General features: G+C 68.2%; 24 protein-coding genes. 14 read left to right on the forward strand and 10 right to left on the reverse strand.

All coding sequences use genetic code 11. The features are described from left to right. Nucleotides 1–51 precede the first annotated feature (51 nt). A complete protein-coding gene (locus AC1MGR_RS09830; protein WP_480234759.1) occupies nucleotides 52–1,074 on the reverse strand; it encodes a methyl-accepting chemotaxis protein in 1,023 nt (340 codons plus the stop codon). A gap of 602 nt (nucleotides 1,075–1,676) precedes the next feature. On the opposite strand from AC1MGR_RS09830, the gene AC1MGR_RS09835 reads away from it, so the two are divergent. Both AC1MGR_RS09835 and hisN read left to right on the forward strand, forming a co-directional pair. Further along, a complete protein-coding gene (locus AC1MGR_RS09835; RefSeq protein WP_480234465.1) occupies nucleotides 1,677–3,647 on the forward strand; it encodes an AI-2E family transporter in 1,971 nt (656 codons plus the stop codon). 84 nt (nucleotides 3,648–3,731) lie between these two features. After that, entirely contained in the window at nucleotides 3,732–4,520 is a 789-nt protein-coding gene (gene hisN, locus AC1MGR_RS09840) for a histidinol-phosphatase (protein WP_480234466.1), read from the forward strand. Between the two features lie 117 nt (nucleotides 4,521–4,637). Here hisN and AC1MGR_RS09845 read toward each other — a convergent pair whose 3' ends face one another. Together AC1MGR_RS09845 and AC1MGR_RS09850 are read right to left on the reverse strand one after the other, a co-directional pair. Then, complete coding sequence (locus AC1MGR_RS09845) at nucleotides 4,638–5,333, reverse strand: flavin reductase family protein (protein WP_108038665.1); 696 nt, start codon at nucleotides 5,331–5,333, stop codon at nucleotides 4,638–4,640. 228 nt (nucleotides 5,334–5,561) lie between these two features. Next, nucleotides 5,562–6,545, reverse strand: coding sequence for an alpha/beta hydrolase (locus tag AC1MGR_RS09850; RefSeq protein WP_108038667.1), 984 nt, complete (start codon nucleotides 6,543–6,545; stop codon nucleotides 5,562–5,564). A gap of 179 nt (nucleotides 6,546–6,724) precedes the next feature. Between AC1MGR_RS09850 and AC1MGR_RS09855 the strand changes: the two genes are divergently transcribed. After that, entirely contained in the window at nucleotides 6,725–7,198 is a 474-nt protein-coding gene (locus tag AC1MGR_RS09855; protein WP_108038669.1) for an Hsp20 family protein, read from the forward strand. A gap of 73 nt (nucleotides 7,199–7,271) precedes the next feature. Here AC1MGR_RS09855 and AC1MGR_RS09860 read toward each other — a convergent pair whose 3' ends face one another. After that, on the reverse strand, nucleotides 7,272–7,577 hold the full coding sequence (locus AC1MGR_RS09860) for a hypothetical protein (protein ID WP_480234467.1): 306 nt from the start codon (nucleotides 7,575–7,577) through the stop codon (nucleotides 7,272–7,274). An 87-nt stretch (nucleotides 7,578–7,664) separates the two neighbouring features. Continuing rightward, entirely contained in the window at nucleotides 7,665–8,123 is a 459-nt protein-coding gene (locus AC1MGR_RS09865) for an RNA polymerase subunit sigma-70 (protein WP_108038793.1), read from the reverse strand. A 279-nt stretch (nucleotides 8,124–8,402) separates the two neighbouring features. Here AC1MGR_RS09865 and kdoO point away from each other — a divergent pair, with 279 nt between their 5' ends. Then, nucleotides 8,403–9,269, forward strand: coding sequence for a Kdo hydroxylase KdoO (gene kdoO / locus AC1MGR_RS09870; RefSeq protein ID WP_480234468.1), 867 nt, complete (start codon nucleotides 8,403–8,405; stop codon nucleotides 9,267–9,269). Between the two features lie 59 nt (nucleotides 9,270–9,328). Beyond that, on the forward strand, nucleotides 9,329–9,628 hold the full coding sequence (locus tag AC1MGR_RS09875; protein ID WP_480234469.1) for an antibiotic biosynthesis monooxygenase family protein: 300 nt from the start codon (nucleotides 9,329–9,331) through the stop codon (nucleotides 9,626–9,628). Between the two features lie 7 nt (nucleotides 9,629–9,635). Here AC1MGR_RS09875 and AC1MGR_RS09880 read toward each other — a convergent pair whose 3' ends face one another. Together AC1MGR_RS09880 and AC1MGR_RS09885 are read right to left on the reverse strand one after the other, a co-directional pair. After that, a complete protein-coding gene (locus AC1MGR_RS09880; RefSeq protein WP_146180506.1) occupies nucleotides 9,636–10,034 on the reverse strand; it encodes a hypothetical protein in 399 nt (132 codons plus the stop codon). A 68-nt stretch (nucleotides 10,035–10,102) separates the two neighbouring features. Next, nucleotides 10,103–10,447: a hypothetical protein gene (locus tag AC1MGR_RS09885; RefSeq protein WP_108038679.1), complete on the reverse strand. Its 345-nt coding sequence runs from the start codon at nucleotides 10,445–10,447 to the stop codon at nucleotides 10,103–10,105. Nucleotides 10,448–10,704: 257 nt separating this feature from the next. On the opposite strand from AC1MGR_RS09885, the gene hemC reads away from it, so the two are divergent. Further along, nucleotides 10,705–11,628, forward strand: coding sequence for a hydroxymethylbilane synthase (gene hemC / locus AC1MGR_RS09890; RefSeq protein WP_480234470.1), 924 nt, complete (start codon nucleotides 10,705–10,707; stop codon nucleotides 11,626–11,628). 4 nt (nucleotides 11,629–11,632) lie between these two features. Here the strand turns inward: hemC and AC1MGR_RS09895 are convergent, their stop codons facing one another. Beyond that, on the reverse strand, nucleotides 11,633–12,682 hold the full coding sequence (locus AC1MGR_RS09895) for a GSCFA domain-containing protein (RefSeq protein ID WP_480234760.1): 1,050 nt from the start codon (nucleotides 12,680–12,682) through the stop codon (nucleotides 11,633–11,635). Between the two features lie 171 nt (nucleotides 12,683–12,853). On the opposite strand from AC1MGR_RS09895, the gene AC1MGR_RS09900 reads away from it, so the two are divergent. After that, nucleotides 12,854–13,771: a WcbI family polysaccharide biosynthesis putative acetyltransferase gene (locus tag AC1MGR_RS09900; RefSeq protein WP_480234471.1), complete on the forward strand. Its 918-nt coding sequence runs from the start codon at nucleotides 12,854–12,856 to the stop codon at nucleotides 13,769–13,771. A gap of 14 nt (nucleotides 13,772–13,785) precedes the next feature. On the opposite strand, the gene AC1MGR_RS09905 is transcribed toward AC1MGR_RS09900, so the two are convergent. Next, nucleotides 13,786–14,211 carry a response regulator gene (locus AC1MGR_RS09905; RefSeq protein ID WP_480234472.1) on the reverse strand — a complete coding sequence of 142 codons (426 nt, stop codon included), beginning with the start codon at nucleotides 14,209–14,211 and terminating at the stop codon, nucleotides 13,786–13,788. A gap of 112 nt (nucleotides 14,212–14,323) precedes the next feature. On the opposite strand from AC1MGR_RS09905, the gene AC1MGR_RS09910 reads away from it, so the two are divergent. The 6 genes from AC1MGR_RS09910 to glmM all read left to right on the forward strand — a co-directional run bounded on the left by AC1MGR_RS09910 (nucleotide 14,324) and on the right by glmM (nucleotide 21,365). Then, complete coding sequence (locus AC1MGR_RS09910) at nucleotides 14,324–14,713, forward strand: hypothetical protein (RefSeq protein WP_480234473.1); 390 nt, start codon at nucleotides 14,324–14,326, stop codon at nucleotides 14,711–14,713. 331 nt (nucleotides 14,714–15,044) lie between these two features. Further along, nucleotides 15,045–15,563, forward strand: a complete 519-nt coding sequence (gene pal, locus AC1MGR_RS09915; RefSeq protein ID WP_108038689.1) for a peptidoglycan-associated lipoprotein Pal — start codon at nucleotides 15,045–15,047, stop codon at nucleotides 15,561–15,563. A gap of 170 nt (nucleotides 15,564–15,733) precedes the next feature. Further along, a complete protein-coding gene (gene ybgF / locus AC1MGR_RS09920; protein WP_108038691.1) occupies nucleotides 15,734–16,702 on the forward strand; it encodes a tol-pal system protein YbgF in 969 nt (322 codons plus the stop codon). 98 nt (nucleotides 16,703–16,800) lie between these two features. Continuing rightward, entirely contained in the window at nucleotides 16,801–17,700 is a 900-nt protein-coding gene (tilS, locus tag AC1MGR_RS09925) for a tRNA lysidine(34) synthetase TilS (protein ID WP_480234761.1), read from the forward strand. 160 nt (nucleotides 17,701–17,860) lie between these two features. After that, the gene (gene ftsH / locus AC1MGR_RS09930) at nucleotides 17,861–19,777 is read left to right on the forward strand and encodes an ATP-dependent zinc metalloprotease FtsH (RefSeq protein WP_480234474.1); all 1,917 of its coding nucleotides are present in this window, start codon (nucleotides 17,861–17,863) and stop codon (nucleotides 19,775–19,777) included. Between the two features lie 244 nt (nucleotides 19,778–20,021). After that, nucleotides 20,022–21,365 carry a phosphoglucosamine mutase gene (gene glmM, locus AC1MGR_RS09935; RefSeq protein ID WP_108038697.1) on the forward strand — a complete coding sequence of 448 codons (1,344 nt, stop codon included), beginning with the start codon at nucleotides 20,022–20,024 and terminating at the stop codon, nucleotides 21,363–21,365. Nucleotides 21,366–21,478: 113 nt separating this feature from the next. Here the strand turns inward: glmM and AC1MGR_RS09940 are convergent, their stop codons facing one another. Further along, nucleotides 21,479–21,781: an MmcQ/YjbR family DNA-binding protein gene (locus AC1MGR_RS09940; RefSeq protein WP_480234475.1), complete on the reverse strand. Its 303-nt coding sequence runs from the start codon at nucleotides 21,779–21,781 to the stop codon at nucleotides 21,479–21,481. A gap of 240 nt (nucleotides 21,782–22,021) precedes the next feature. Here AC1MGR_RS09940 and AC1MGR_RS09945 point away from each other — a divergent pair, with 240 nt between their 5' ends. Next, nucleotides 22,022–22,891 carry an outer membrane protein gene (locus AC1MGR_RS09945; RefSeq protein ID WP_480234476.1) on the forward strand — a complete coding sequence of 290 codons (870 nt, stop codon included), beginning with the start codon at nucleotides 22,022–22,024 and terminating at the stop codon, nucleotides 22,889–22,891. Nucleotides 22,892–22,980: the final 89 nt, after the last annotated feature.

A 22,980-nucleotide genomic window follows, 5' to 3' on the forward strand; every position in this document is an offset into this window, starting at 1 on the left:
CTCCGGCGCCTGGACTCGCTCCGGTGACTGGACTCGCTCCGGTGACTCGACTCATTCCGGCGACTGGACGATGACGCCGTACCAGCCGAGGCCCGCATAGGTCTCGTAGCCAGGGGTGCGGTGGAAGGCGACGATCCGGCCGGTGCGGGGATCCTGGTCGGCGCCGCTCATCCGGCCGCCGGCGGCCAGCGGCAGGGTCTCCTCCAGCACGCCGCACCCGTCCGAGGCCGCGATGACCCGGTGGCGCGCATCGACGAGGAGCACGCGGGTGCGGGCCCGGTCCTCCGGCGCCACCCGCACGCCGTCGACGATGGCCCGGGCCTGGGCCTGCCAGTCGAAGTGAATCGCCAGGACGCCGATCGGCCGGGCCCGGCTGTCGCCGTCGGCCCGGACGCTGGCGCAGTAGGTCGCCACCTGCGCCCCGCCGAGGCCGGACTGCCCCATCACGTCGGCGGCGACGTAGGCGTCCCCGTCGGGGAGGGCGGCCGCCTTCCGGAACCAGTCCTGGTCGGCAACATTGCGCCCGACGAGGCCGGGGTAGCGGTCCGGGCGTCCGTGGGCGATGACGTTGCCCTGCAGGTCGCAGAGCCAGAGGTCGAGATAGACCGTGTAGGCATCGAGGATGATGCCCAGGCGCCGGGTGGCATAGGCCACCGCCTCCGGCGACGGCGCCGCCGCACAGGCGACCAGGGCCGCATCGGTGGCCCACCAGCGCACGTCGCAGGTGCGCTCGTAGAGGTTGCGGTCGATGAGCTCGACCGCGTTGAGGGCGAGGTCGATCAGGCGTTCGCTCTGCGACTCCTCGGCGAAGCTGCGGACCCGGACCTGAAGGCCGGCGATGCGGTTCGACAGCTCGACCTCGAGGGCCCTGGAGACGTTCTCGACCTCGGCACCGATCGCCCGCACCTCCTGCGCCACCACCGAGAAGCCGCGGCCCATCTCGCCGGCACGGGAGGCCTCGATCAGGGCGTTGAGGGCGAGCATCTTCACCTGCCCGGTGATCGACTGGATGCGCCGGCTCTTGTCGGAGGCGATGCGCTGGAGTTCCGCGATCTCGGTGGCGATGCCCCGCAGGTTGGTGGCCTCGGCCGCGGCGGGGCCGGTGCCCGCCTCACTCGCCCTGTCGTGCACAACCGCCTCCCGCCATCGCCGGACGGCCTCCGTCCTCTCAACAGCAACCAAGCTACGCAACTCAGCTTAGTTTTCCATTAAATCCAATCGTTGCGCGTGCACGTTCAAACGGCACCACCGCTATTATCTTATGTTTATTCGCGGAGATACAAGTACAGATACAGCTTTCGCGCGCACCGAAGGCGTCTGAGATTCGTGCAGAACCCGACCCGACCGTTCTCGCCGGGCGCGATCCGATCGAACCCGAATCGGCGCAAGACATACTCGCGGATCGATCTGGCATTCGTCCTCCGGCGCGCCGCCAAACACCCAGGATGACGTTGCCGAGGCGGCCGGAGACGCGAAAAACGCCCCCGGACCACGCGACGACCTGGGCGACGCTACCGCTCAGCTATGCAGCCGATGCAGGCCGGACCCGCCTCGATCACGGTTTCGCGACGGGACGGCCCCGGCGGAGGGATCGTTTCGCGCGAGCCCGTCGTTTCCAACGCGGCGGTGCTGCCGAGGCGGCGGCCCGCGCGTCGCGTCTCGAACACGGAATCGGAATGGCCCTGCGATCTCCCCCGAAGCCGTCCCTCGTCCCGCCGCGACCCACGCGCATCGCGGCCGCCGGCACCCCGAACCAGGCTCTGACCTCGCCGATCATCGTCGCCGCCCTGATCATGGTGGGCCTGTATGTCGGCCGCGACGTCCTGATCCCGATCGCCATCGCGATCCTGCTGTCCTTCGTCCTCGGCCCCCTGGTGAACCTGCTGCGGCGCTGGCATTTCGGCCGCTTCCTCTCGGTGGCGGCCTCGGTCCTCCTGGCGCTCGGCACCGCCGCCGCCCTGGCGACCCTGATCGGCGTGCAGCTCGCCGACATCGCCAAGGACGTACCGCGCTACCGCACGACCATCGAGCGCAAGATCGAGGGGCTCAACGACACTCCCGCCGGGCGCCTCGCCGGCTACGTCGCCAGCATCGGCCGGACGATGCACGAGAGCCACGAGGAGCCGAAACCCGAAGCGAAGCCCGAGTCCGAAGCGAAGCCCGAGTCCAAGGCCAATCCGGCCCCGCCCGAGAAGGCGGTCCTGGTCGAGGTCAAGGAGCGCGTACCGGGACCCGTGACCATGGCGGGCACGCTGATCTCGCCGATCCTGCACCCGCTGGCCACCATCGGCATCGTGTTCGTGGTGCTGCTCTTCCTGCTGATGCAGCGGGAGGACCTGCGCGACCGGATGATCCGGCTCGCCGGCTCCAGCGACCTCCACCGCACCACCGTGGCCATGGACGACGCCGCCAAGCGCCTCAGCCGCTACTTCCTGGTCCAGCTCGGCCTCAACGCCGCCTTCGGGCTCGTGGTCGGCATCGGCCTGTATGTCCTCGGCGTGCCGAACCCGGTCCTGTGGGGCATCTTCTCGGCGCTGATGCGCTTCGTGCCCTATGTCGGCGCCTTCGTGTCGGCCCTGTTCCCCCTGGCCCTGGCCGCCGCGATCGATCCGGGCTGGTCGATGGTGATCGGGACGCTGATCCTGTTCCTCATCCTCGAACCCCTGGTCGGCCACTTCATCGAGCCGATGCTCTACGGCCAGTCCACCGGCATGTCGCCCTTCGCGGTGCTGGTCTCGGCCCTGTTCTGGACCTGGCTCTGGGGACCCGTCGGCCTGCTCCTGTCGACGCCGCTGACGGTCTGCCTCGTGGTGCTCGGCCGCCACGTGGACAAGCTCGAATTCCTCGACGTGCTGTTCGGCGACCGGCCGGCCCTGACCCCGGTGGAGAACTTCTACCAGCGCATCCTGGCCGACGACCCGGAGGAGGCGCAGGAGCATGCCGACCTCATCCTGAAGACCTGCTCGCTCACCGCCTATTACGACGAGGTGGTGGTGAAGGGCCTCGAGCTCGCCGCCCGGGACGCCGCCCGCGGCGTGCTCACCAGCGAGCAGAAGAACGACATCCGGGCCAGTGTCGGCGGCCTGATCGAGGAGTTGGCCGACCGCGACGACCTGCGCGGCGACACCGAGGCGAAGGCCGAGCCCGACGCGCCGCGCCCGGACCCGGTGCCGGAGGCGTGGCGGCCCGCCGGGACGGTGCTGTGCGTCGCCGGGCGCAGCTTCGTCGACGAAGCCGCCTGCGCCATCCTGGCCCAGCTCCTCGCCAAGCGCGGGATCGGCACCCGGGTGGTGCCGTTCGCCGACGTGGCGCGGGCGCGGATCGACGCCTTCGATCCCGGACCGGCGAAGCTCGTCTGCATCGTGTCGATGGCGATCAGCGGCGAGCCCACGCACCTGCGCCGGCTGGCGGACCGCCTGCATCGCAAGATTCCGGGTGCCTGCTTCGTCCTCGGCCTGTGGCAGGCGGACGATGCCAGCCTCGACGAGGCGACCCGGCGCCGGGCGGTGGAGGCCGACATCCACGTGTCGTCCCTCAAGGCCGCCGTGGAGGCCGTCGTCGCCGCCGCGCACGGGGCTTCGACCCCGGCCGTCGCGGCGCCGGAGCCGGAGCCCGCGTTCGCCCCGGTCCAGCCGATGCCGGTCTGACAACGACGACGCGCGCGGTTTTGGACTTGACCGCCGGCCCCTCCGTCCGCTTCGCTCGACGGGCTTCCGGAGGAGGACAAGCCGATGAGCGTCGTCGATCTCGCGCGGTTCATGGACGATCTCGCCGCCGCCTCGGGGCAGGCGATCCTGCCCTTCTTCCGCGCCGCCTTCGGCATGGACGACAAGGCCCGCGGCGGGGCCGCCTTCGACCCGGTGACGGAGGCCGACCGGGCCGCCGAGGTGGCGATGCGCGGCATGATCCGGCGCGACCTGCCGACCCACGGCATCCTCGGGGAGGAGTTCGGGTCCGAGAACCTCGATGCCGAGTGCGTCTGGGTCCTCGATCCGATCGACGGCACCCGCGCCTTCGTCGCCGGCCTGCCGACCTGGGGCACCCTGATCGGCCTGACCCATCACGGGGCGGCGGTGCGCGGCCTGATGCACCAGCCCTATCTCGGCGAGCTGTTCTCCGGCGACGGGGCCCAGGCCCGCCTGCGCTCGCCCCGCGGCGCGCGCACGCTGCTGAGCCGCCGCGGCACCGCCCTCGACCAAGCGGTCCTCGCCACCACCGACCCGCGCCTGTTCGCCGAGGGGCAAGAGCGGGAGCGCTTCCTCGCCCTGGAGGGCAGGGTGCGCCTCTCCCGCTACGGCACCGACTGCTACGCCTATTGCATGCTGGCGGCCGGCCAGATCGATCTGGTGGTCGAGGCCGGGCTCAAGGCCTATGACATCGTCGCGCTGATCCCGATCATCGAGGGAGCCGGCGGTGTGGTGACGACCTGGGATGGCGGCCCGGCCACCGGGGGCGGGCGCATCGTCGCCGCCGGCGACCCCCGCCTGCACGAGGCGGCGCTTCGCCACCTCAATCCCTGAAGCGCCCCCCCGCATGAGGTTCGGGAGGGCGATGGGCGGGTTTTGGCGGCATGCCAAAGCGCAGCCGGTCCGGCATCTTCGGCGCATGAGGCTCGCCGCGGACGCCCACCGATGGGCTCAGAGTGAGGGTCTGGTCGCCGCCTCGCGAGCCCGATCCACGTCGGGCATGCGGTAGCTCGTCTCCTCGATCTCCGCGAGGCGGGACGGGACGATTTCGGTGCTGGACACCCCGTAGAGCTTCTGGAAGTTCATGATCAACGGCTGCCATTTGGCGGGGTCGATGCGGTTCTCGTGCCCGTCCATGAGCAAGCTCGGATGGACGTGGACGCGGGTGATGCGCACTTCGAAGGCTGAGATCAGCCCCGCGACCTGGGGATCGTCGTCCATGATCCCGTGTCGGGCCGCGACGACGGCCTCCAACTGGATGGGGCACTCCAACGCGCGCGGCGCGGCCACGGTCTGCGATGCGATGGGCGTCAGCCCAGCCACTTCGAACTTGGAGGGCTCATAAGTGTAGCCCAGACGCTGCTTCAGCGCGGGGATCGCCGCGGTGCCCGTCAGGCGCGCCAGCCTGTTCACCGCGTCCGCCTGCTTCGGCGACGCCAGATTGAGGACGCACTGCCCCGTGCGGATCATGTTCTGTGGGGTCTGCGACGCGGTCTGGAGACCGAGCATGCACCGCCAGCCGAGCCACCACGCGGATGACATCGGGGCGAGATTTGCGGTGCCGTCCTCGTTCTGCGTGCTGATGAGAACGATCGGGGTTCCGAGGTAGAGAATCGACGGCTCGATGGTCACGTGGGGATCGATCACGACAGGCTCCGAAGGTTGGCGACGAACCCCGTATGTGACCGTCCAGGCTGCGAAGCATCCCGCTTCTTGCGCTCGAATCCGACGTTCCGGGACCGCTTCCCAGGATCTCCGCCCCTGGCGCAGAGGGACAGCCATCGCGTTCGCCGGAGGGTCGAAGGCGACCCCGCTACGCGAGGCGCAAGGGTCGGATTCGGACTGTCGGCGCCCGTCGCTTCCGGCCCCCTGACGTCACGCCTCCTGCCGCACGCGCTCCCCGGCCGGCTCCGCCGCATCCGAGCCCGGCATGAAGGCGTCGAAGGCCGCCCAGAAATCCTGACGGATGCTGTCGCGCTCCGACAGGATCTCGTGCCGGGCATCGGGCAGCACCAGGATGTGCCCGGCGCGCAGGCCGCGGGCGAAGCGCTCGGTGGTGCGGGTGCCGCAGACGGGGTCGGCGCCCGCCGCGACGATGAGGATCGGCACCGAGATCCGGCCCGGCACGCGCGGATCGGCGAGGCGCTTCATCGCCCGGAAGGCGCTCGCCAGCCAGGCGATGCTCGGATCGCCCACGGCGCCCGCCCCGACATCCCGGGCGGCCGCCGCGTTGCGGGCGTAGCGCTTCGGATCGCGGCACAGGCGATTGTTCGGATAGGGCTTCGTCGCGATCGAGACCGCCGAGCCGAACGGAATGTAGCGCCGACCCCAGCCGATCGCGTGCAGGGCACCGGCGAGGAGGGCCGCCCCGGCCGGCCATCGCACCATGCGGATCGACAGCATCGGCGCCACCATGACGACGCGCCGGAACGGCAGCCAGCCGTCATGGGCGCCGGTCAGGGCGACGGCCCCGCCCATCGAGTGCGCGAGGCAGAGATGCGGATGCGGCATCAGGGGGTTCAGGATCGCATCCCCGATCGCCTTCAGGTCTAGGCGGTAATCGTCGAAATGCGCGACGTGGCCCCGGTGCGGGTCGTCGACCTGCCGCTGCGACTCGCCCTGGCCGCGCCAGTCGAAGGCGACGACGGCGAAGCCCCGCCCGCGCAGGTCGGCGATGGTCTCGTAGTACTTCTCGATGAACTCGGCCCGGCCCTGGAGGAGGCAGACCGTCCCCTTCACCAGGCGGGTGGTCGGCCGCCAATGGGCGGCCCGCAGCTCCAGTCCGTCGTCGGTGCGCACCGCCTTGAGGGCACCGCCCGGTGGAACGGGATTGTCTGGGGTGGAGCGCAGTGTCAGCATCGACGAAGTCTCACGCAAGGACAGGAACCGAATTTTTTGGCCGCGGCGCCGGTTCAGGCTCTTGCGAGGCTGAAACCCGGCTCCGATATCATGGGAGCACCGGCCAATACGGCGGTGCGACTGGTCCGGCCCTCGGGCGGACCTGAAACCAGCATGTTGCTTCTTACGGAGAATATGTGATGCGTCAGTTCGATCTTGCTCCCCTCTACCGCTCCACCGTCGGTTTCGACCGCCTCTTCTCGGCCCTCGACCAGTTCGTGAGCGCCGATGCGGCCCCGACCTATCCGCCCTACAACATCGAGCGCACCGGCGAGAATGCCTACCGGATCACGGTGGCTGTGGCCGGCTTCACCGACTCCGATCTGTCGATCGAGGTTAAGGAGAACGCACTCACGCTGAAGGGCGAGCGGAAGTCCGATCCCGCCAAGCCGGCGGAATTCCTGCACCAGGGCATCGCGGCCCGCGCCTTCGAGCGTCGCTTCCAGCTGGCCGACTACGTCCAGGTGACGGGCGCCGCCCTCGAGAACGGCCTCCTCCACATCGATCTTGTCCGCGAGATTCCGGAGGCGAAGAAGCCGCGTCAGATCCAGATCGCCACCGGCCGCACCGCGCAGGCCCCGGTGATCGAGGGCTCGGTGCAGCAGGCCGCCTGATCGGCGCCACGGATCGTTCGGAGCGCCCCGGCCGACTGGCCGGGGCGTTTTTGCGTCCGGAGAAGCGCGCCTGTCAGAAATCGCCGTCGAACCAATCGTCGCGGCTCGGTTCCTTGCAGCGATAGCCGACGAAGCAGCGCGGCGTATCCTGCGCGGGAACGAAGGCCGGGACTGTGATCTCGGTGACCTCGCAGAAGCTGCGGTCGCGCACGAAGCGGTCATAGGTCTGGCCGCCGGTTCCGAGCACGAGGCCGCCCCGCCGGTCCACCATCGCCTTGGCCTGACCGCAGGACATGGCGACCGTCGAGGCCCGCTGCGCGAGCGCCGGCGCGGTGCACAGGGCGAGGACGAGGGCGACGCGGGCAGGGAGACTCGGCATGACGGGGCAACGCGCTGCCCGTCCGGTCGATCCCCGGCGCGGCACGCGGCGACCCCCATCCCTAGGCGTCCCGGACGCGGTGTCGGATCACAGGTCGCCGAAGATCAGCTGTCCCTGCGGGCTCGGACGCCGCGCGGGCGGATTGCCCTTCGCCCGCTTCGCCGCGGGCTTGCCCACCGGCCGGCGTGCGGCCGGCCGCTCCGCCGGCGGATCGGCGCGCAGGCGGGCCTTCGCCTTGTCGCGGGCGATCGCCTCCGGGGCGTTGGGGTCGTCGTCGAGCCACTTGCCGCGCTTGATCACCTCGTTGACCCGGCCCTGATTCACGCCGACCTTGAAGGCGATCTCCTGCTGGGTCATGCCGGTGGAGGCGTGCAGGTCGAGGATCGCACGGGCGAGCTCCGGGGTCATCTTCTGGCCGGTCAGGCGGCGGGCCGGCTTGATCGTCCGCGTCGCCCGGTCCCGTTCGCGCAGGCGCTCCAGCAGGGCGAGGGCCATGTGCATGCCGTGCTCGCGCAGGGACTCCTCGAATTCCTTCAACGTCGCCATGGTCGGCATCCTCATCGCCGCAGGGTTCCGTGAGGTCGGAACCGCGACTGTTCCATCAACGCGACCGAAACGCCAGAGTTGCTCCGGACAGGCCGTCAGGGTTGGGCCGGTTCGGGCATCCTGACAACAGGCAAGCGTCGTCATCCACCGCTATCCGCCGGGACCGGTCCAGGCCGGGCCGGGCAGGGGGGTCGGCCACGGAACGCCGTGCCCGTGGCCAGCAGCCCGCGCTTCGGCTAAACCGCCGGTCCCGCCGCGGTTTTCGAGGATCCCCGCCCGATGATCAGCCCGATCGTGTCCGTCTCACGCGCGGGGCCGCCCCCCGGCACGCCGTCCCTGGTGGATGCCCTCGAGGGCGGCGCGGTCCTGATGTTCCCCGACCTCGACTTTCCCTTGAGCGCCTTCGAGGAGCGCTTCGTCGAGCGCCCCTTCGCCGACGGCAAGGCCAAGAACGTCAACATCCGCGGGCCCGAGGCCACCCTCCGGGGCGCGGCCGGAACGCCCGAGGAGCAGGAGGCCCTGCGGCAGGTCCTCATCCGCTACCGCCGCTTCGCCGAGGCCCTGGTCGCCGAACACCTGCCGGCCTATGCCGGCAAGGTCGCCTTCGCGGGCACCTCCTATCGTCCCTTCGAGGTCGACCAGCGCAAGCTGAGCTGGCGGCGCGACGACACCCGCCTGCACGTCGACGCCTTCCCGTCCAACCCGATCGGCGAGAAGCGCATCCTGCGCATCTTCCGCAACATCAATCCCAACGGGCAGCCGCGCCACTGGCGGATCGGCGAGGACTTCCCGTCGATGGCGCAGAAGTTCCTGCCGCGGCTGCCGGGCTACTCGCCGCTCTCGGCCCGCCTGCTGGCGCTCCTCAAGATCACCAAGGCGCGGCGCAGCGAGTACGACCACCTCATGCTGCACCTGCACGACGCCCTGAAGCAGGACATGACCTACCAGGAGACCGCGCCCCAGGCGGACGTGCACTTCTCCCCCGGCCAGACCTGGGTGACCTTCTCGGACCTCGTGATGCACGGCGCCATGGGCGGCCAGTACATGCTGGAGCAGACGGCCTACCTCGCGGTCGCGGACCAGGCCCGCCCCGAGCGCAGTCCGCAGCGCCTGCTCGCCCAGGCCCTCGGCCGCCCCCTTCGCTGATTCCTCTTCGCGGATCCGCTTTCTTTGATCCCCCGCGAACCCCACGGCCGGAGACCCTCATGATCCTCGAAATCGCGCAGATCGACGTCAAGCCCGGGATGGAGGCCGAGTTCGAGGCCGGCATCGCCAGGGCCGCGTCGATCTTCAAGGCCGCCCAGGGCTGCCGCAGCTTCGCGGTGCGCCGCTCCATCGAGAAGCCGCAGCGCTATCGCCTGCTCATCGAGTGGGAGACCCTGGAGAACCACACCGTGGACTTCACCGGCTCCCAGGCCTGGAAGGATTACCGGGCCATGGTCTCGCCCTGCTTCGAGGGGCCGCCCAGCGTCGAACACACCGAACTGGCGCTCCAGGCCTTCTGAGGCCGGCTCACCCGCCGGAGCCGCGCACCAGCATCTTGATGCGGTCGTCGAGCCGGCCGATCCGCGCGTGGACCCCGCGCGCGGCACAGCCCGTCAGGGTCTCGCCGGCGAAGAAGCCGAACTGCGCGGCCCGCTCGCGACACGCCAGGACCGGCGGCAGCCCGATCACCAGGGCGAAGGGCGCGGTGAGCAGGACGAGGTTGAGGAGGAGGGACGGCGCCCAGCCGAGGCTGAAGGTCGGAGCCTCCCCCTGCACCTCGTCCTCCGGGTCCCGGAAGCGGCGCACCGTCCGGGGCGTGCGCAGGCCGTCGCGGATGACCGCCTCCCGGAGCCGGGCCTGAGCGCGCGTCGCCGCCTCGGACTCGGGGTCGTCCCGCACCGGCGCGGCGAGAGTCTCCGGGGGCATGATCCGCGCTCCGAGCTTCACCGCGGCCTCCCGCCACGATCGCGATGATCCGTCCCGAACACGCCGGCCTACCGCAGGCCGTTGGCGACGGTGCGAAGGTCGCCGTCGAGATGGAGAACCCGGCCGGCCAGCTCGCGGCGGGCGCAGGCGGTGCTGCGCAGGAGGTCGGGGACCCAGGTCCCGCGGGCACTCCCCTGGCAATCCATCAGCAGGCTCGCGGCCAGCAGGATCGTCATCGGTCCGAGCATCAGCGTGATTTTAAATAAACGGACGACGCCGAACCCGCCGCGCCGCCGGGACCGGGCCGGCGCAGGGTCCCGACCGAGGGGACGCCGAAGCGGGCCGTCGTCCGGCTCCTCGTCGCGCGGACCGAACTCCTGCTCGTAATAGGCTTCGAGCTTGCTGCGCTTCATCGGTGAGCGTCCGCCGACCTGACCCGTGGAATCCTCGTCGCACGAGACACACGCCGAGAGCGATAAGCTTCGCCTAAGATCGCCGGCCGCGGGAGGCGCGACCTCGACGCGTGGTTTCGGAATACTTAGCGTCCGGGGAACGATCGAACGCGGTCCCGGTGACATCCGCGCACGGACTGCGTACCTAGGTTCAGCAGGCCGGACCGGCCCGGTCCCCCGGGTTCCGGCCGCCCCTTACCACCGAGCGATCCTCGCCCATGATCCAACGCCCCCTCCGCATCGGAACCCGCGGAAGTCCGATGGCCCTGGCCCAGACCGGAATGGTCCGGGACAAGATCGTCGCGGCCAATCCGGGCCTCGAGACCGAGATCGTGGTGGTCAACACCGTGGCGGATCGGATCCTCGACCGCCCGCTCTCGGAGATCGGCGGCAAGGGGCTCTTCACCAAGGAACTCGAGCAGGCGCTCTACGCCGACGTGGTCGACGTCGCCGTCCACTCGATGAAGGACGTGGAGACCTGGCTGCCCGACGGGCTCGTGATCGCCTGCATCCTGGAGCGCGACGACCCCCGCGACGCCTTCCTGTCGCCGCGCGCGTCCGGTTTCGCCGAGCTCCCGTCCGGGGCCCGCGTCGGCACCTCGTCCCTGCGCCGGGCCGCACAGGTCTTGATGCGCCGGCCGGACCTGCGGATCGTGCCCCTGCGCGGGAACGCCAACACGCGCATGCGCAAGCTGGAGGAGGGGACCTGCGATGCCACCCTCCTGGCGCTCTGCGGCCTGGAGCGCCTCGGCATGGCCGATATGGCCCGGAGCGTGCTCGACGTCGGCGAGATGCTCCCGGCCGTGGCGCAGGGCGCCCTCGGGATCGAATGTCGCGAGGCGGATGCCGCCGTGCGCGCGCTCCTGGCGCCCCTGGTCTCGGCCACGGCCACCGCCGAGCTCGAGGCCGAGCGCGGCCTCCTGGCCGAGCTCGACGGCTCCTGCCGGACGCCGATCGCGGCCCTGGCACGGATCAGCGGCGACACGCTCAACCTCGACGGCCTGCTGTTCCTGCCCGATGGCAGCGCCCACTGGGCCGTACAGCGCACCGGCGCCGTGGCGGACGCCGCCCGCATCGGGCGCGAGGCTGGCGCTGAACTGAAGCGGGCGGCGGGCGACACCTACGCACGACACCTGCAGTAGGTGCTCAAGCCAGGCTTCGCTCGATCGCCTCCTCGTCGCAGATCACGCTGGCCGCACGCCGATACTCGATGCCCAGGGGCTGGGTCAGGATCGGGGCCTTCGCCCGAGCGGTGAAGGCATCGAGGAAGACCCGCATGACGTGGGCGACGGCCATAGGCGTGACGGAACGCAGGTCGTCCTCGTAGTAGCGCGCCGCAGTGGCGGTACTCGTCACGATCTCGTAGGCGGGGAAGTAGACCGCACGCGGCTCGGCGGCGACGATTTCCTCGGCGGCGGCCCGCAAGGCGGCCTTGCTGTAGGTGTTGGAGACCAGCACGTGCCGGTCGGCGTAGGTCGCGATCAGGGGAACCGGCGAAACCGTCAGGATGACCCGGGCCGCCGGATTGACCGCGAACAGCCGCTCCAAGAAGATCAGCATGTCGTCGCGCACGTCACCGACCCGCGCATTCACGAAGGCATAGGCGTCCGGGTCGAAGCTGTCACCGATGACCCCAGGGGCCACTGGGAGCATCGCGCCATCCGCGCGATGCATCCAGCCCTCCGTGAGGCCTAAGGTGAACACGAAGACGTCGAGGCTTTCGAACATCTCCCGGACTGCCGCAAGATGCCGTCGGCGATCGGCCTCCACCTCAGCCGCGTCCGCGAAGCCCGCCGGCTCGATCCCGGGGCGGAACGGATCGATCAGGCGGCCGTCCGGGCGTGTCCAGGTCGAGAGGGCAGGGGCGTAGGTGCCGTAGGCCCGGTCGAAGAGCTGCAGAAGCTGGCGGGCGGTGTAGATGTTGCCGTAGCGGGCCGAGTAGGTCCCGTATTGCCGGTCGGCGGCGGCTTCGGGCGCCAAACCGTCGGGCATGGCTTCGGCGAGGTAGTGCCCGAACCCCGCCCCGGTCAGGGCGCGAGCGACGTGCTGCGCGAAACACGAACCGGCGGTCGCCACCCGAGCCTCGGGGGCGATGGTGAAGCGGCCGCTCGGGGCGGGCGCCAGGGCGAAAGGCGCGACACCGGCCACGGCCTTGCGCCAGAATCGCTCGGCCGGTAGATCGGCGTAAGGGTTCATCATCACGGCGGCATCTCCATCCGATCGCTCAGGCCATTGCCGCGCACGCCCACCAAGACAATGATCTCGGACTCTTTCGCGGCTTTGGCTGCCTCCCTCACACGCCCGCGTTCATCGTGGCGATCCTGGGCGGAAGCATGGCGCGCGCCCAGGATCGATACGTCCGACCCAATGCGGGACGGACCGCGGATCGCCGTTCTGGGCAACTGCCAGGCCGACGGCGTCGCCCAGTCCCTGCGCCTGCTGCTCCCGAGCGCACAAGTCCATCTCGTCCCCTTCGACGGCCTTGGACGACGGCATGGCAGCCTGGAGCGGCTGAAAGCCTATCTCGCCCCCTTCGACCACGTCTTCACGCAGTTCTTTCCTGAGGGCTTCGTCGCGGGCGGCAACGTCCATGTCCTCGGCGAAGGCGATCCGCGCCTCCGCCTGTATCCGACCGTCTTGTTCCCGGGCTACCAGCCCGACATGGTCCTCGTGGGCGACGTCGGTGCGCTCTCCGCATCGCGCCTCATCGCCTCGCCGACAGGCCCCTATCACTCGGCCATTGTCCTGTGCGCCTATCTGGAAGGGCTGGGACCGAAGGAGACGGCCGCGCTGTTCCGCGAGTCGATCTATACGCGGCTCGGCTTCTATGAGGCCTGGAACGTCGCCGCGGCGGAACTTCTCGGAAGCGCGCGCGACATCACGTTTCCTCTGGAGGCCGAGCTCGCCCGATGGTCCCGACGCGGCTGCTTCATGCACGTCCTGAACCATCCCAAACTGTTCGTGCTGGCCGATATTGCCCGGCGCCTCGCTACGGAGGCAGGCCTGGAGCCCCTCGAGGCTCGGGTCGAGGACTACCTCCCGGATGAGTTGGCCGCCGACGTGGTCTGGCCCCTCTACCCCGACCTTGCCGTGCATTACGGTCTGGTGGGGGCGATGCTGTTCAAGGACCGGGCCGGCCGGGGTGACCCGAAACTCTACGACCTGCCGGCTTTCATTGCGGCGAGCTTCGCAATCTATCAGCGCCATGCGCCGCAGGCTCTCGGATGCATCCGGGTCGAGGGCTGGCGGGCAAACCCCGCCGTGCGGGCCTTGTTCAGGGCCTGACCGCGCTTCCACTCTCAGCCCATCGCAGGCAGGATCAGCGACTTCGATCCCGCGGCGGATTCCCGGAGCATCGAACTGGCTAAATCGACCACATCCCGCAGGCGGAAAGGCTTGGCCAGAAAGACGCTGTCCGGCACCGCACGGCGATCGTCGCAGCCACCGGTCGACGAATAGATGACGGCACCATCGGGATTAAGCGTGCGGAAGGCCTGCGCAACGGACCAGCCGTCGATGAGGCCCGGAAGGTTGATGTCGGTGAGCAGGAGCCTGAAAGCACCGCCCGCCCGATCGTCTGCCGCGCTGGCCTGCCGGATGGCAGCCACTGCCGCCTCGCCGCTTGAGACCGAAACCACGGCGATGCCGGTCCGCTGGCACAGGGCGGTCAGCATCTCAAGAAGCAGGTAATTGTCCTCGACTACGAGGATCTGACGCCGACGCATGGATCGCACCAACTCTTTGCACAGCCGGCTTAGTCCGATAGTGGTTAATCGCCGATCAACAGAGGCAGTGGTTTGGCCAAGTCACGCCCTTCGCCCTAGTCTGGACAACTTCATGCCGGACCATTCGATCCACGAGGCCGGGACGTCCGCAGCCCCCCATGCGCCGGCTCCGCCGGCGGGGCCGATCTACGAGCCTCGCACCCTGGCGGAGTTGGAAGGCATCTTCGGCCATGCGCACCTGATGGACCTTCTCGACCGTCTGATGACTGAGATCGACCTACGGCTTCAGGCGCCGTCCTCCGACCCGATCGTCCTCGGCCAGGATGCCCACATCCTGCTTTCCGCGAGTGGGTCGCTCGGGTTCCATGATCTGTCACAGCGCTGTGCGGAGATGGAGCGGTCCTGCATGGAGGGAGCCGACCTCGCGGCGCCTCTGGCGGCCGTCAGGCGATCCGCAGAAGCCGCGGTGATGGCGATCCGAAACCTTCAGAATCAAACCTGAGGCGCGCGAGACGCCGTATGTTGCAACGCGGCCACGGGTTGGACGCACGTGCAAGGTCCGGCGCCCCGGTCGCGCCGCTGCCGCAATCGGGGATGATCCCAAAGCCCGCTTCGCCTGGGCCGTCGATGGCGTGAACCGGAGCCGGCTGGGGGGGAGACTGGGTTTGCGAGCCTTTGGCCGATTTCGGAAAGATCCGTTCAAGGTTGATGGAACCTTCGCTTAACCGAGACCGCATAAGAACCGCCGATGTGTCCCCGCGGGGGTCACACGAGGCAATGTCGCAGGCCTGATCATCAGGATTCCGGCGGGTGCGCCCGAGGAGAACAGGATTATGTCCATGATTGCGCGCTTCCGCGTGTTTCCGCTGGCGGCCGCCCTCTGCGCCGCCCTCAGCGTCGCCGCCTGCACCAACGACAAGGATCTGGCCGACGCCTCCGGGTTCGGCGCCGGTGGTGGAATGAATGGCGGCGCCAACACCCCGGGCAGCGCTCAGGACTTCGTGGTGAATATCGGCGACCGGGTGTTCTTCGAGTCGGATTCCACCGACCTGACCCCCACCGCCACCGCCACCCTGGACAAGCAGGCCACCTGGCTGCAGCGCTATCCCCGCTACACCTTCCTGATCGAGGGCCATGCCGACGAGCGCGGCACCCGAGAGTACAACTACTCCCTCGGCGAGCGCCGCGCGCAGTCGGTGAAGGACTATCTGGCCTCGCGCGGCATCGCGACCGGGCGCATCCGCACCGTCTCCTACGGCAAGGAGCGTCCTGTCGCCGTGTGCAACGACATCTCGTGCTGGTCCCAGAATCGCCGCGCCGTCACGGTCCTCGACCGCGGCGCCGGCTCCTGATCCGAGGCGACGGCGCAGGATCCCGGGGCCAATGCTGCCCCGAGATCCCGCGTCCGAAACGATGCGCCGCGGCATGGCCGCATTTTTGCCGCGTGGGACAGCATTTGCTATCGGCGGGCCGCGATCCTCGCGAGCGCACCTCCGCCCCTCGACCACCGGTAACGACCGCCATGCTTGCCCGCCTCCTCCTCGCGACCCGCCTCGCCACTGCAGCCGGACTCGTCACGGGATCGATCCTCTGGGGGATGTCGGCTCCCGCGACGGCGCAGGATGCGTCCGACTTCGTCGTCCGGCTCAACCGGCTGGAGAACCAGTCGCGCCAGACCGCCGGGCAGATCGAGACTCTGCAATACGAAAATCGCCAGTTGAAGGAGCAGCTCCGCAAGTTCCAGGAGGACGTGGAGTTCCGCTTGCAGGAGGCAAAGGGTGGCCGCGGCGGCGCCCCGTCCGGCACCAATCCGGCTCCGGCAAAGCCGCAGAAGCGCAGCGATGCCTTCGATCCCGAGCACAGTCCCGGCCAGCCGGGCGCACCGATGCAGTTGGGCACCACGACGCCGAGCGGGGCCGTCGCCGAAGCGCCCCGTACGCGCAACGTGCCTCCGACGGTCGTCGAGGCGGACGACGAAGAGCCCGGCCTGACGCCGCCCGGTCTTGGCGGCCCCGTCGACCTCTCGCCACCCACCCGCGTTCCGACCACCGGTGCACTTCCGAATCCTCCTCGGGCCGGCAGCGTCGCGGCCACGGGGTCGGGCGATGCACGCGCCGATTACGAGGCGGCCTACGCCTACATCCTTCAGCGTCAGTACGAGCAGGCCGAGATGGGCCTGCGCCAATTCATTCAATCCCACCCGCGCGATGCACTGGTGCCGTCGGCAACCTATTGGCTCGGCGAAAGCTACCTGCAGCGCAATCGCAACCGTGAGGCGGCGGAGCAATTCCTGAAGGTCTCCACGGACTATGCACGCTCGGCGCAGGCGCCGGATGCCATGCTGAAGCTTGGGGCGTCGCTCAACGCACTCGGCGCCCGCGAGCAGGCCTGCGCGACCCTCGCCGAACTGGAGCGGAAATTCCCCTCCGCCAGCGCCAGCGTCCGCCAGGGCGTGATCCGCGAACAGAAGCGCGCGCGCTGCGCCGCCTGACCAAGCCGGTCGACGCGGTCGAGGACGCGCTACGACCCTATCTGACCGGCGATGCGGTTCTCCTCGCGGTGTCCGGCGGCCCCGATTCCACCGCGTTGATGGCCGCGGCTGCTGCCCTCGATTCGGCAGCGACCGTTCACGTTGCCACGATTGATCACGGACTTCGGCCCGAAGCGGGCGCCGAAGCTGAGGCGGTCGCCCGTCTGGCTGAGACGTTCGGTTTCTTGCATCGAACCTTGACCTGGCGCGGGCGTAAACCGTTGAAGGGAATTCAGGCGGCCGCTCGTGGTGCGCGTTACGCTCTTCTCGCTTCCCATGCCGAAACCCTCGGTGCTGGGCTCGTGCTCACCGGACACACCCGCGACGATCAGGCAGAGACCGTTCTGATGCGGCTTCTGGCGGGGAGTGGGCCCGCGGGCCTCGCGGGCATGCGCGCCGAGCGACCTCTCACGCCTTCCATCAGGCTGGCTCGGCCCTTCCTGACGATCGCGAAGGCCCAACTCGTCGATTATTGCAAGCGCCGGGGATTCACCTTCCTGTGCGACCCATCCAACACCGACGAGCGCTTCGCTCGGGCCCGCCTGCGACGGCTCATCCCGGACCTCGGCCGCGAGGGGCTGGGCCCGGATCGGCTCTGCCGTCTGGCGGCGCGCTGCGCCCGTGACGAGGACGCCTTGACGGAAGCCGCGCGGATCGCTTTTGCAGCGGCGTTTCGGCCGGAATTTCACTCCGGGATCCGCCTCGATGGTCTCCACCTGCGCTCACTTCCGGAGGCCGTGCTTCTCCGTGTCGCGAGCCTCGCAGCGGAGAAGATGAATCCCGATGGGCCGGAGCGGTTGGAACGGCTCGAAGCCCTCGTTCTCGACGAGCTTCGACCCGCACTGCGTGCGGGCACACCGGTACGCCGGACTTTGCGTGGGATCTTGTTCGCAGTGACGCGGACAGGGGACCTTGTGTTGACCTCGGCACCGCCGCGTCGGGGATGGAAATCTTCGTAACCTTCGCATCCGATGCCGCCTTGCCGCGGCGGCATGGCCATGGCACGGCCTCCCCCTTCGACTTGGCAAGGGGTGACTCGCTGCCTACATTGGCGGGGAGCGTCAGGAGCGACCCGCCCCATTTCGTGCGGTGGGCCCCGATGCCTCCAGGGATTGATCGATGAACCCGAACTTCCGCAACTTCGCCTTGTGGGTCGTCATCTTCCTGCTCGTGCTCGCCCTCGTGACCCTGTTCCAAAACCCGGGTCATCGCGGTGGCGGCTCCGAGATCGCCTACAGCCAGCTTCTGAACGATGCCGATTCCGGCAAGATCCAGACGGTTGTGATCTCCGGGCAGGACGTCAGCGGCACCTATGTCGGCGGCGGCAACTTTACCTCCTATGCCCCCAATGACCCGAGCCTCGTGTCCAAGCTGCAGAGCAAGGGCGTCCAGATCACCGCACGTCCGCCGTCGGACAACACGCCGTGGTTCATCCAGCTGCTCGTGAGCTGGCTGCCGATCCTGGTGTTCATCGGCGCCTGGATCTTCCTGTCTCGGCAGATGCAGTCGGGCGCTGGCCGCGCCATGGGCTTTGGCAAGTCAAAGGCCAAGCTCCTTACAGAGGCTTCAGGCCGGGTGAGCTTCGATGACGTCGCCGGCGTCGAGGAAGCCAAGGAGGATCTGCAGGAGATTGTGGAATTCCTGCGTGATCCGCAGAAATTCCAGCGTCTCGGCGGCCGTATCCCCCGTGGCGTGCTGCTCGTCGGCCCCCCCGGCACGGGTAAGACCCTGATTGCTCGTGCGGTCGCCGGCGAGGCCAATGTGCCGTTCTTCACGATTTCTGGCTCTGACTTCGTCGAAATGTTCGTCGGCGTCGGTGCATCCCGTGTGCGCGACATGTTCGAGCAGGCTAAGAAGAACGCTCCCTGCATCATCTTCATCGACGAGATCGATGCGGTCGGCCGTCATCGCGGCGCCGGTCTCGGCGGCGGAAACGACGAGCGCGAGCAGACACTGAACCAGCTCCTCGTGGAGATGGACGGCTTCGAGGCCAACGAGGGCGTGATCATCATCGCCGCCACCAACCGGCCCGACGTGCTCGACCCCGCCCTGCTGCGTCCGGGCCGTTTCGATCGCCAGATCATGGTGCCGAATCCGGATGTCGTCGGTCGCGAGCGCATCCTGCGTGTTCACGTCCGCAAGGTGCCCTTGGCTCCGGATGTGGACCTCAAGGTCATCGCGCGCGGCACCCCCGGCTTCTCCGGCGCCGATCTCATGAACCTCGTCAACGAGTCTGCGCTGCTGGCGGCTCGTCGTGGCAAGCGCATTGTTACAATGCACGAATTCGAGGACGCCAAGGACAAGGTGATGATGGGCGCCGAGCGGCGCACCCTGGTCATGACCGAGGACGAGAAGCGGCTCACGGCCTACCACGAGGGTGGCCACGCCATCGTTGCCTTCAACGTGCCGGCCACCGATCCCGTCCACAAGGCGACGATCATCCCGCGCGGCCGCGCCCTCGGAATGGTCATGCAGCTCCCCGAGCGGGACAAGCTCTCAATGTCCTACGAGCAGATGACCTCGCGCCTCGCCATCATGATGGGCGGACGCATCGCCGAGGAAATGACGTTCGGCGCCGACAAGGTAACCTCGGGCGCGCAGTCCGATATCGAACAGGCAACCCGCTTGGCCCGCATGATGGTGACGCGCTGGGGCTTCTCGCCCGAACTCGGCACCGTCGCCTACGGCGAGAACAACGACGAGGTTTTCCTCGGGATGTCGATGGGCCGCCAGCAGACGGTCTCGGAGGCGACCGCCCAGAAGATCGACGCGGAAGTCCGCCGTCTGGTCGAGACCGGTCTCGAGGAAGCCCGCCGCATCCTCGGCGAGCACAAGGACGATCTGGAGGCACTGGCCCAGGGTCTTCTCGAGTATGAGACGCTGTCGGGTGACGAGATCAAGAACCTCATCGCCGGTAAACCTCCGATCCGTGATGCGGGTGACGGACCGACGACGCTGCGCGGCTCGTCCGTGCCGACCGCGGGTCGTGGCCGTCCGCGCGGCAGCGATGGACTGGAACCTCAACCGCAGGCCTGAGCGGGCAAACCTCAGTCGACCGCAACCGACGTTACGAGCCCGCCACCGGCGGGCTCGTTCGTATCAAGGCCTCCCTAACGATACGATGGATTTGGGTCTCCCAAGCAAAATTCGGCAGTGGGATCTTCAGCCCTTCGGGTGAACCTAATGCCGAAGCATCATCACCGGCGGTAGGCTGGAGGATTGCGTCTCCAGGCGGACTCAGTTCCCCTACACTAAGACCATCAGACGGGACGCGAAGAGCATGTCGCGCAAGTATTTCGGCACGGACGGTATCCGGGGACGGGCCAACGGCGTCATCACGCCGGAGCTTGCCCTGAAAGTTGGCCAGGCAGCAGGGCTGATCTTTCAGCGCGGCGACTACCGCCATCGAGTTGTGATCGGCAAGGATACGCGCCTCTCGGGCTACATGATTGAAACCGCGCTGATTGCGGGCTTCACCTCGATGGGCATGGATGTGCTGCAGCTCGGCCCGATGCCGACGCCGGCGGTCGCGATGCTGACACGTTCCATGCGTGCCGATATCGGCGTGATGATCTCGGCCTCGCACAATCCTTTCGAGGACAATGGCATCAAGCTGTTCGGACCCGACGGCTTCAAGCTGAACGATGAGGTCGAGCGCGAGATCGAGGCGCTGATCGATGGCGAACTGCATAAGCGTCTGGCCGGTTCGCGCGATCTTGGACGCGCCAAACGCATCGAAAGCGTTCACGCCCGCTACATCGAATTCGCCAAGCGCTCCCTGCCGCGCAACGTCACGCTCGACGGCCTGCGCATTGTCGTGGATTGCGCGAACGGTGCCGCCTACCGGGTCGCACCCGAAACCCTCTGGGAATTGGGCGCCGAGGTCATCGCCATCGGCGTTGAGCCCGACGGCTTCAACATCAACCGTGACGTTGGCTCGACCGCGCCCGCGGCGCTCGCGGCCAAGGTTCGGGAACTGCGCGCTGATATTGGCATCGCCCTGGACGGTGACGCAGACAGGGTTCTCATCATCGATGAGAAGGGCCAGTCCGTCGACGGCGATCAGCTGATGGCCGTGGTTGCCCGTTCCTGGAAAGAAGATGACCGCCTGACGCAGCCTGGGCTCGTCGCCACGATCATGTCGAATCTGGGCCTGGAGCGCTTCCTGGGAGGGATCGGCCTCACTCTCGCCCGCACCGCCGTGGGCGACCGCTACGTCCTCGAGCACATGCGGGAGCACGGCTACAATCTCGGAGGTGAGCAATCCGGACATATCATCATGTCTGATTACGCCACCACCGGCGACGGCCTCGTTGCCGCTCTGCAGCTCCTCAGCGTGGTGAAGCGCCAGGAGCGACCGGTCAGCGAGGTCTGCCACTGTTTCGAGCCGCTGCCGCAAATTCTCAAGAACGTGCGCTACCGCTCCGGCCAACCGCTGAGTGCGGATTCCGTCGTTACGGCGATTGCCCAGGCGCGTGAGCGGCTCGGCAATTCCGGTCGCCTCGTGATCCGTCCGTCGGGCACCGAGACGGTGATCCGCGTCATGGCCGAAGGGGACGACCGGGGCCTCGTTACGGAGGTGGTGGATGACGTCGTCGAAGCCGTCACCAAGGCCGCAGCGTGATCTCAGGGGTTTGAAAGTGACGGGATGCAGAGAGAAGTACCGGCCAGGGTCTCCGTGAACCCATCGCGCCGCGTCCAAGTACCATCTGAACGGACGCGAACCGTTTCGAGACGTCAGAGCTGATCGTAAGCCGCCGGTGCGACCTCACGCCAAGCGGCGAGGAGCGCCGCAGCGAGTACGTCCTCGTCCGCTTCCCAGAGGGTGAGATTGGTCCAGCCGCGCCGGCCCCAGGCGCCCTCCACCGCTTCAAAGAGATCGGGCTCCGCCTCGGTCCAATCGGCCTGTTGAGTGCGCGACAGGCGCAGGACCAATCGTTCCTCTTCGACCCATAGCGTTGCGAAGATCCGACCCAAAACCCGAAAGTCGGGGTGTCCGTTATGCGCCCCCTCGGTCACTTCCGGGAGTGATCCAGCCAAGCGACGCACATCCTCTGGTTTGCTGGGCACGCGCAGTCTCTTCCTTTGGCCTAAGTCTTTTACTTGAAACGAGGATGCATTCGTTCGCGAACACGAACCCAGCGTTGTGCATCTGCGGTCAACACTTCTGCAAGGATAACATTTAACGTTAAATCCGATTTAACTCTTGGCCCCCATGATGTCCTCGTCATCCCGCCGGCGTTTCAGGCTTCCGGCATACGGTCGATTGAAGGACATCCGATGCGCCGCACCAAGCTGTCTGCCTTGGCGCGCTCGATCACGCTCGTTGTGAGCGTGGCAGCGCCCTGCCTCGCCCAAGCGGCGGATCTGCTTCCGCCCCTGCCGCCCGAGCCGCTTCCCCCGCCCGTCGAGATCGGCGGCGGATGGTACCTGCGTGGTGACGTCGGCGTGGGCGCGGCCAGCGTCAGCGCCATCTCGACCACGGTCCTCAAGGGATCGCTCCCGGACGGATACCGCTACGATCAGAAGGCCATCGAGAGCCAGTTCTTTGCGGGTGGCGGCGTCGGCTATCAGTTCGGCTCCTACTTCCACGGCGACGTCACGGCCGAGTATCGCGGCGGCGGCAAGCTGACCTTCCAGGACAGCTACGGAGCGGAGTGCCGGTTCGATGGCTGCCGCGGGGTCAATGCGTATCAGGCCAATCTGGCGTCCGTCGTCGTCATGGCGAACGGCTACATTGATCTCGGCACTTGGTATGGCGTGACGCCGTTCATCGGTGGCGGTGTCGGAACTGCGTTCCACGAGCTCTCAGGATTTAACGACCGTGGCTTCGGGAATGCAACCGGTGGGTATGGGTTCGCGAAGGACAAGCACTCGAACACGCTAGCCTGGGCGGCCATGGCTGGTCTCGCCTACAGCGTCACGCCCAACCTGAAGCTGGAACTCGGCTATCGCTACCTCAATCTGGGTGACGTGCGCTCCGGCGTCATCAACTGCATCAATCAGGATTGCGGCGGCGCCGTCTATAAGGTGAAGGAAGTCACCTCTCACGACGTCCGCATCGGCATGCGCTGGCTTCTCGGTGGAATCGTCGCCCCGGTGGTCGCTGAGTATCAGCCCGAGCCGGTACCGCTGGTTCGGAAGTACTGAAAGCCTTTCACCCAAAAGGGGAGGGGCTTCCTCGCCCCGCGAAATACCGAAATGAAACGAGTGGCCGAGGGCGCGTGGCACCACACCTC

It is taken from the genome of Methylobacterium sp. BI1 (genome assembly GCF_056680125.1).

What these genes read in the sequence shown, in the direction of transcription:
- AC1MGR_RS09835 (WP_480234465.1), top strand. Translation starts at nt 1,677, where the DNA reads ATGGCCCTGCGATCTCCCCCGAAGCCGTCCCTCGTCCCGCCGCGACCC.
- hisN (WP_480234466.1), top strand. Translation starts at nt 3,732, where the DNA reads ATGAGCGTCGTCGATCTCGCGCGGTTCATGGACGATCTCGCCGCCGCC.
- AC1MGR_RS09850 (WP_108038667.1), bottom strand. Translation starts at nt 6,545, where the DNA reads ATGCTGACACTGCGCTCCACCCCAGACAATCCCGTTCCACCGGGCGGT.
- AC1MGR_RS09855 (WP_108038669.1), top strand. Translation starts at nt 6,725, where the DNA reads ATGCGTCAGTTCGATCTTGCTCCCCTCTACCGCTCCACCGTCGGTTTC.
- AC1MGR_RS09860 (WP_480234467.1), bottom strand. Translation starts at nt 7,577, where the DNA reads ATGCCGAGTCTCCCTGCCCGCGTCGCCCTCGTCCTCGCCCTGTGCACC.
- AC1MGR_RS09865 (WP_108038793.1), bottom strand. Translation starts at nt 8,123, where the DNA reads ATGGCGACGTTGAAGGAATTCGAGGAGTCCCTGCGCGAGCACGGCATG.
- kdoO (WP_480234468.1), top strand. Translation starts at nt 8,403, where the DNA reads ATGATCAGCCCGATCGTGTCCGTCTCACGCGCGGGGCCGCCCCCCGGC.
- AC1MGR_RS09875 (WP_480234469.1), top strand. Translation starts at nt 9,329, where the DNA reads ATGATCCTCGAAATCGCGCAGATCGACGTCAAGCCCGGGATGGAGGCC.
- AC1MGR_RS09880 (WP_146180506.1), bottom strand. Translation starts at nt 10,034, where the DNA reads ATGCCCCCGGAGACTCTCGCCGCGCCGGTGCGGGACGACCCCGAGTCC.
- AC1MGR_RS09885 (WP_108038679.1), bottom strand. Translation starts at nt 10,447, where the DNA reads ATGAAGCGCAGCAAGCTCGAAGCCTATTACGAGCAGGAGTTCGGTCCG.
- hemC (WP_480234470.1), top strand. Translation starts at nt 10,705, where the DNA reads ATGATCCAACGCCCCCTCCGCATCGGAACCCGCGGAAGTCCGATGGCC.
- AC1MGR_RS09895 (WP_480234760.1), bottom strand. Translation starts at nt 12,682, where the DNA reads ATGAACCCTTACGCCGATCTACCGGCCGAGCGATTCTGGCGCAAGGCC.
- AC1MGR_RS09900 (WP_480234471.1), top strand. Translation starts at nt 12,854, where the DNA reads ATGCGGGACGGACCGCGGATCGCCGTTCTGGGCAACTGCCAGGCCGAC.
- AC1MGR_RS09905 (WP_480234472.1), bottom strand. Translation starts at nt 14,211, where the DNA reads ATGCGTCGGCGTCAGATCCTCGTAGTCGAGGACAATTACCTGCTTCTT.
- AC1MGR_RS09910 (WP_480234473.1), top strand. Translation starts at nt 14,324, where the DNA reads ATGCCGGACCATTCGATCCACGAGGCCGGGACGTCCGCAGCCCCCCAT.
- pal (WP_108038689.1), top strand. Translation starts at nt 15,045, where the DNA reads ATGTCCATGATTGCGCGCTTCCGCGTGTTTCCGCTGGCGGCCGCCCTC.
- ybgF (WP_108038691.1), top strand. Translation starts at nt 15,734, where the DNA reads ATGCTTGCCCGCCTCCTCCTCGCGACCCGCCTCGCCACTGCAGCCGGA.
- tilS (WP_480234761.1), top strand. Translation starts at nt 16,801, where the DNA reads ATGGCCGCGGCTGCTGCCCTCGATTCGGCAGCGACCGTTCACGTTGCC.
- ftsH (WP_480234474.1), top strand. Translation starts at nt 17,861, where the DNA reads ATGAACCCGAACTTCCGCAACTTCGCCTTGTGGGTCGTCATCTTCCTG.
- glmM (WP_108038697.1), top strand. Translation starts at nt 20,022, where the DNA reads ATGTCGCGCAAGTATTTCGGCACGGACGGTATCCGGGGACGGGCCAAC.
- AC1MGR_RS09945 (WP_480234476.1), top strand. Translation starts at nt 22,022, where the DNA reads ATGCGCCGCACCAAGCTGTCTGCCTTGGCGCGCTCGATCACGCTCGTT.